4 protein-coding genes and 2 pseudogenes are annotated in these 6,304 nt (G+C 67.6%); all 6 read left to right on the top strand.

Going from position 1 to position 6,304, the window contains the following annotated elements:
* Nucleotides 1-236 (top strand): annotated as a pseudogene (locus BDIM_RS11175) (hypothetical protein); the annotation flags it as partial.
* Between the two features lie 97 nt (nt 237-333).
* The gene (gene serA / locus BDIM_RS11170; protein WP_040345851.1) at nt 334-2,223 is read left to right on the top strand and encodes a phosphoglycerate dehydrogenase; all 1,890 of its coding nucleotides are present in this window, start codon (nt 334-336) and stop codon (nt 2,221-2,223) included.
* A gap of 99 nt (nt 2,224-2,322) precedes the next feature.
* Nucleotides 2,323-4,125 (top strand): autotransporter domain-containing esterase, encoded by a 1,803-nt coding sequence (locus BDIM_RS11165; protein ID WP_003165706.1) that lies wholly within the window; start codon nt 2,323-2,325, stop codon nt 4,123-4,125.
* A gap of 195 nt (nt 4,126-4,320) precedes the next feature.
* Nucleotides 4,321-4,947: a M23 family metallopeptidase gene (locus BDIM_RS11160; RefSeq protein WP_040345849.1), complete on the top strand. Its 627-nt coding sequence runs from the start codon at nt 4,321-4,323 to the stop codon at nt 4,945-4,947.
* A 109-nt stretch (nt 4,948-5,056) separates the two neighbouring features.
* Nucleotides 5,057-6,019: an ABC transporter ATP-binding protein gene (locus tag BDIM_RS11155; protein WP_003165704.1), complete on the top strand. Its 963-nt coding sequence runs from the start codon at nt 5,057-5,059 to the stop codon at nt 6,017-6,019.
* A pseudogene (locus tag BDIM_RS11150) lies at nt 6,019-6,304 on the top strand (ABC transporter permease); the annotation flags it as partial. The gene BDIM_RS11155 and the pseudogene BDIM_RS11150, both read left to right, overlap by 1 nt.

The raw sequence follows: 6,304 nt of genomic DNA, 5'->3' as shown, positions 1-6,304 counted from the left end.
TCGGCGCCGAGGCGCGGGATCGGGCTGACGACTGGTATCGCCGCACCAGGAAGAAATCGCGCCGGCCGATGCGCCGCTACACCAAGCAGGCGCGCCGCTATGTCGAGGACGCCGGCGACTTCGCCCGCGATCACGCCAAGGAGGGCGGCGCCCTTCTGGCTGTGGCCACCATCGCCGCCGCCATCGGCGCGGCGGCGCTGGAAAGCCGTCGTCGCGCCGGAAACGGCGGCCGCTGAGCCGGTTTTCCGCCGTAAATGGAAAAAATATGCGGAAAGGGGTGCTGCGGCGCCCCTTTTTATTGCTGCGGGTGCGAAGAAGGTCTAGAGCCCGCGCATGATCTCGCCCGTCTTCATCTTCGACTTCGATTCCACCCTGGTTCGCATCGAAACGCTGGAGGCGCTGGCCGATCTGGCGCTGAAGGATGCGCCGGACGCCGCCGAGCGCAAGGCCCGGATCGCGGCCCTGACCGACGACGCCATGAACGGCCGCATAGGCTTCGGCGAGGCGCTGAAGCAGCGGCTGGACCTGCTGGCGCTGCGCCGTGAACACGTCGAGACCCTGACCGATCGCATCCTGGACGAGGCGACGGTCTCCATTCGCCGCAACGTCGATTTCTTCCAGCGCAACGCCGAGCGCATCTACATCCTGTCGGGCGGCTTTCGCGAGGTGATCGCCCCCCTGGCCGAGCGGCTGGGCGTGGCGTCCGATCATGTGCTGGCCAACGACCTGATCTATGACGATGAAGGCCGCGTCACGGGCGTGGACACGGCCAACCCGCTGTTGCGCGAGAACGGCAAGCCCGAGGTCATCCGGGCGCTGAACCTGGAAGGGCCGGTGGTCATGGTCGGCGACGGCTGGACCGACGCCGAGGTCAAGATTCAGGGCGCGGCCGACCGCTTCTACGCCTTCACCGAGATCGTCAGCCGCGCCAAGGTGATCGAGGCCGCCGACGCCGTCGCCGCCTCTCTGGACGAGGTGCTATACGCCGAGGGCGTGGCCGGACGCTGGTCCTATCCGCGCAACCGCATCCGCATGCTGCTGCTGGAGAACGTCCACCCCGCCGCCGTCGAACGGCTGGAGGAGGCGGGCTATACCGTCGAGACCATGAAGGGCGCGCTGGACGAGGACGACCTGATCGAGGCGATCAAGGGCGTGCACGTCCTGGGCATCCGCTCCAAGACCAATGTCACGCGCAGGGTGCTGGATGCGGCGGACCGGCTGATGGCCGTGGCGGCCTTCTGCATCGGCACCAATCAGGTCGATCTGGACGCGGCGGCGGACAAGGGCGTGGCGGTGTTCAACGCCCCTTATTCCAACACCCGCTCTGTGGTCGAACTGGCCATCGGCATGATGATCGTCCTGATGCGCGACGTGGCGGACAAGTCGCGCGAAATGCACAAGGGCGTGTGGAACAAGTCGGCCACGGGATCGCGCGAGGTGCGCGGCAAGACGTTGGGCATCGTCGGCTACGGCGCCATCGGCAGCCAGCTGTCGGTGCTGGCCGAGAACCTGGGCATGAGGGTGCTGTTCTACGACCTGTCCGAGCGGTTGGCGCTGGGCAATGCGCGGCGGATGCGCTCGCTGGACGCCCTGCTGGCCGAGGCGGACGTGGTGACGCTGCACGTCGACGGCCGCAAGGAAAACACCGCCATCATCGGCGCCGACCAGTTCGCCAGGATGAAGCCGGGCGCCCTGTTCCTGAACCTGTCGCGCGGCCATGTGGTCGATGTGGACGCGATGGCGGCGGCGCTGAAGTCCGGCCGTCTGGGCGGGGCGGCGGTCGACGTCTTCCCCGAGGAGCCGCGCACCAACGCCGACCCGTTCGACAGTCCTCTGGTCGGTTTGGACAAGACCATCCTGACCCCGCACATCGGCGGCTCGACCGAAGAGGCGCAGGAAGCCATCGCCGAGTTCGCGGCCGAGCGGCTGCTGGGCTATCTGAACCGGGGCGACACCACCTTCTGCGTCAACCTGCCGAACGTGCAGCTGGCCGAGGTGACGCGCGCGCACCGACTGCTGCACATCCACCGCAACCAGCCGGGCGTGCTGGCCCAACTGAACCGCGCCCTGTCGGATGCGGGGCTGAACATCCTGGGCCAGCACCTGAAAACGGACGAGCGGACCGGCTATGTCATCACCGACGTGGATCGCGACTACGACCGCGAGGCGCTGACGGCGCTGAAGCAGCTTCCCGGCACGATCCGCTTCCGCCGACTGCACTGATCGTCGATCACCTTCCGTCACGTCATCTTGCGTCCTGCGAAAAGCGGCGCAGAGTGGCGGATAACGACCGCATACGGACGGTCGATGGGAGGGAAATCGATGTCTCGTCTTCTTCGCGGAGCGGCGTTGGCTGCTCTGAGCCTGGCCGCCGTATCCGCCGCCGGGGCCGCCTCGGCCCAGAGCTACAACCGTCTGGTGGTGTTCGGCGACAGCCTGTCGGACAACGGCAACCTGTATCTGGCGACGGGCGGAACCACGCCGACCTCGCCGCCCTATGGCGCGGGGCGATTCTCCAACGGGCCTGTGTTCACTGAGAGACTGGGCTTCACCGCCGCCAACTTCATGGGGCCGGTGACGGGCAGCATCAACTACGCCTTCGGCGGAGCGCGCACCGATAGCCAGGCCCAGCCGCTGGGGATGCGGCTGCAACTGGGTCAGTATCTGCAGCGCGGCGGCAAGTTCGGCGCGAACGATCTGGTCAGCGTGCTGGGCGGAGCGAACAACATCTTCCAGGGCCTCCCGGCGGCGGGGGCTTCGCCCAACCCGACCGGCTCCATCGCCCCTGTGGCGCAGAGCGCGGCGGCGGACATCAACTTCATCGTCAACGGCATCGCCGAAGCCGGGGCGGGGACCGTGCTGGTCACCAACCTGCCCAAGCTGAGTCTGACGCCGCAGTTCAGAGGCACGCCCGCCGCGCCGCTGGCCGACTACGCCGTCACGACGTTCAACGGGGCCCTGCTGACCGGGCTGAACACGACGGCGGCGGCGCGGCCGGGGACGAACATCATCCTGATGGACCTGTTCAAGGTCGGGGACGTGATTTCGGCCAACCCCAGCGCCTTCGGCGTGTCGAACGTGACCCAGGCCTGCTTCAACGGCGTGACGCTGTGCGCGAACCCGGACGATTACTTCTATTTCGACGGGGTTCACCCGACGGCGAAGGGCCATGCGGTGATCGCGCGTCTGGCGAACGACTACCTTTACTACGGCGATCTGGGCAGCCAGACGGCGTTGCTGGGCGAGACAGCGTGGCGGCACCGCGAGGACGCGCTGGACGGCTCGACCGCCGCCCTGTCGGGGCGTGAGGCGTGGACGGGCGGAACCTCGATCTCGGTCGAGGGGCTGGCCGACAAGACCGAGACGGATGCGCGCGGCGCCATCGGCAAGGCGACTTCCGACGGCTATGGCGTGCGCATCGCGCTGGAAAGCGGGACGGAAAGCCTGCGCTTCGGCCTGGCCGGCTCCTATCGCAACGCGGACGTGGATGCGGGCGCCCTGCGCGCCGACGTCGACAGCTTCGGGCTGGACGTCTACGGCGGCTGGCGCTCCGGTGATGTCTTCCTCAATGCGGCGGCGGGCGTGGCCCAGGACGACTTCAACGACGTTAACCGCCTGACCAGTCTGGCGCCGATCGTCCACAGCGGCTCGACGCGCGGCGTCTCGACCGGGGCGCGTCTGCAGGGCGGCATGTGGTTCGATCTGGGCGGCTTCGCCCTGTCGCCGCGCGCGGCGGTGGCCTGGATCAACGCCGACGTGGACGGATTCTATGAACAGGGTCCGGCGGCGCAATACGCCTATGCCGACCGTTCGGTGCAGGCGACGACGGCCGAGATCGCCCTGCGCGCCGAGGGCGGGACCGAGCGGATCCGTTTTTACGCCGAGGGCGGCTATCGCGACAGCCTGAGCGACGACAGCGACGCCGTGCGCACCGGCATCCTGGGCAATCCCGCCCAGGTTCTGGCCCGCGACGTGGATCTGCCGTTCGGGGGGCAGGTGCTGGCCGCCGCCGGGATCGAGGGCACGGTCATGGAGCGGCTGAAGGTGTCGATCGGCTACAAGGGCCGCTTCGGCGACCATGCCGACAGCCATATGGCGGCGGTGAAACTGAGCCTGCCGCTGTAGGTCTGGAAAACGAAGGTTTCCGAGGTGCGACCCCGTGTCGCCCTCGGAGCGCCCCATTCATGTCCCGGTGAAATTGCAAAAGACGGTCAATTCCGGCCGTCGGCGACTTTGAGTTTTCGCTGCCTGTGCGCGTGTTTCGCGCCTTTCTGACGGCTCCTCCGCGCTGACGATGCGCTCAAAATGAGTCGTTAGAGTATGCGTTTAGTTCCCCCGGCCGTGCGGCCGCATGTGATCCGTTTCGGTCAGACAGGCGCCCTGGCCGGTCTGGCGATCCTAGCGATGGCGGCCGCCCCTGTCGGCATGATCGCCGCCTCGCCCGAGAAGGTCGTCGAGGTTTCGGCGCCCATCGCTCCGCCGGTGAAGGCGGTGGCGGAGCCTGCCGGTCCCGTCACCCGCAAGATCGTCTTTGAAGCCCCGCTGAAGGGGTATCGCATCAATTCGCCCTTCGGCCTGCGCAAGTTGGCGATCGAGGCCAAGGCGCGGGCCCACAAGGGCGTGGACGTCGCCGCCCCGACCGGCACCGGCGTCTTCGCCACGACCGAGGGCAAGGTGCTGCGCGCGGGTTATCAGGCGGGCGGCTACGGCAACTTCATCGAGCTGCAGCATCCCAACGGCATGACCAGCCTGTACGCCCACCTCAGCCGCATCGACGTTCACTCCGGCAAGACGGTGACGGCGGGCGAGCGCATCGGCCTGGTCGGCTCGACCGGCTATTCGACCGGCCCCCACCTGCATTTCGAGGTGCGTCGCAACGGGGGTCAGGTCGACCCCGCCAAGATCGTCGGCCAGAGCTTCGACATCCGGGTGAAGGCCCCGGTCTGACCCCATCAGACGGCGCGGCATCATGACCAAACCGTAATGTAAAATACCCTTTCCATTGCCTGCGCGCTGCCGTTAGATTCGATCCTTGGGCTTTTTGCAGGGGGACCGAATGGTCGCGGCGCTGACGCTGGATGGAATCAGTAAGAGATACGGAGGCTTCCAGGCGGTCTCCGACCTGAGCTTCCAGGTCGAGAAGGGCTCGATCTGCGGTTTCTTGGGCCCGAACGGGGCGGGCAAGACCTCGACGCTACGGATGATCCTGGGGCTGCAACCGGCCACCAGCGGCCGCATCGACATCTTGGGCGCGGACGACGGCCGCAAGGTGCGCGATCGGATCGGCTTCCTGCCCGAGGAGCGGGGTCTCTATAAAAAGATGACGCCGGTGGACGCCATCGCCTTCTTCGGCGGGCTGAAGGGCCTGCCCCTGCCCGAAGGCCGCCGTCGCGGCCGCGAGATGCTGGAGCAGATGGGTCTGGGCGAGGCCAGCAAGAAGAAGATGAAGGAGTTGTCCAAGGGGATGGCCCAGAAGGTCCAGCTGATCGCTTCAGTGGTGCATCAGCCGGAGTTCGTGATCCTGGACGAGCCGTTCTCGGGCCTCGATCCGATGAACCAGCAGGGACTGGAGGCCATGATCCGCGCTCTGGCCGACAACGGGGCGACGGTTCTGTTCTCGACTCACGTCATGCAGCACGCCGAGCGTCTGTGCGACAAGGTGGTGCTGCTAGCCCGCGGCCGTAAGGCGTTCGAGGGCACGGTGGATGAGGCGCGGGCGACTTCGCCACGCTTTCTGGAGTTGGAAGGGGCGCTGGATCGAAACGCGGTCGCCGCCCTGCCAGGCGTCGGCGGCATCGAGGTGCTGGCCGAGGACGGCCCCGTCAGCACCCTGCGCGTAGGCCTGACGCCGGGAGCGGAGGCGCAAAGCGCCCTGCGCGCCGCCTTCCTGGGCGGACTGGACGTAAGGCGCTTCCAGATGAAGGAGCCGACCCTGCACGACGCCTTCATCGCCCTGACCGGCGACCACCCGGACGAAGATCAGTCCGTCTCCAAGACCGATAAAGCGGGAGCCGCCTGATGAACCGGATTCTTCTGATCGCGCGCCGCGAGTTCCTGGCCTACGCCAAGACGGTCGGCTTCTGGCTGTCCTTGCTGGCCTTTCCGCTGTTCGCCGTGCTGGGCGGGGCGATCCCCGCCTTGATGAACCACGCCGAGCCGGTGCGCGAGGCGGTCATCATTGACGAGACCCCGGCCGGATCCGGTCTGGCCGTCGCCGTGCGTCAGGCGCTGGAGATGGAGCGCGGCCGGGCCGACATCGCCGCCCTGCGCATGGCCGCCGTGCCCGAGGCCGGGACGGCGGGCG

Origin of the sequence: Brevundimonas diminuta ATCC 11568, assembly GCF_000204035.1 — a bacterium.
Taxonomy (GTDB): domain Bacteria; phylum Pseudomonadota; class Alphaproteobacteria; order Caulobacterales; family Caulobacteraceae; genus Brevundimonas; species Brevundimonas diminuta.
The sequence above is the reverse complement of the archived record's forward strand: the minus strand, read 5'-3'. Positions and strand labels throughout refer to the sequence as shown.

Excerpts from the sequence above, each read along its gene's own strand:
- BDIM_RS11165 (WP_003165706.1), top strand. The coding sequence starts at position 2,323 with ATGTCTCGTCTTCTTCGCGGAGCGGCGTTGGCTGCTCTGAGCCTGGCC.
- BDIM_RS11155 (WP_003165704.1), top strand. The coding sequence starts at position 5,057 with ATGGTCGCGGCGCTGACGCTGGATGGAATCAGTAAGAGATACGGAGGC.
- serA (WP_040345851.1), top strand. The coding sequence starts at position 334 with ATGATCTCGCCCGTCTTCATCTTCGACTTCGATTCCACCCTGGTTCGC.
- BDIM_RS11160 (WP_040345849.1), top strand. The coding sequence starts at position 4,321 with ATGCGTTTAGTTCCCCCGGCCGTGCGGCCGCATGTGATCCGTTTCGGT.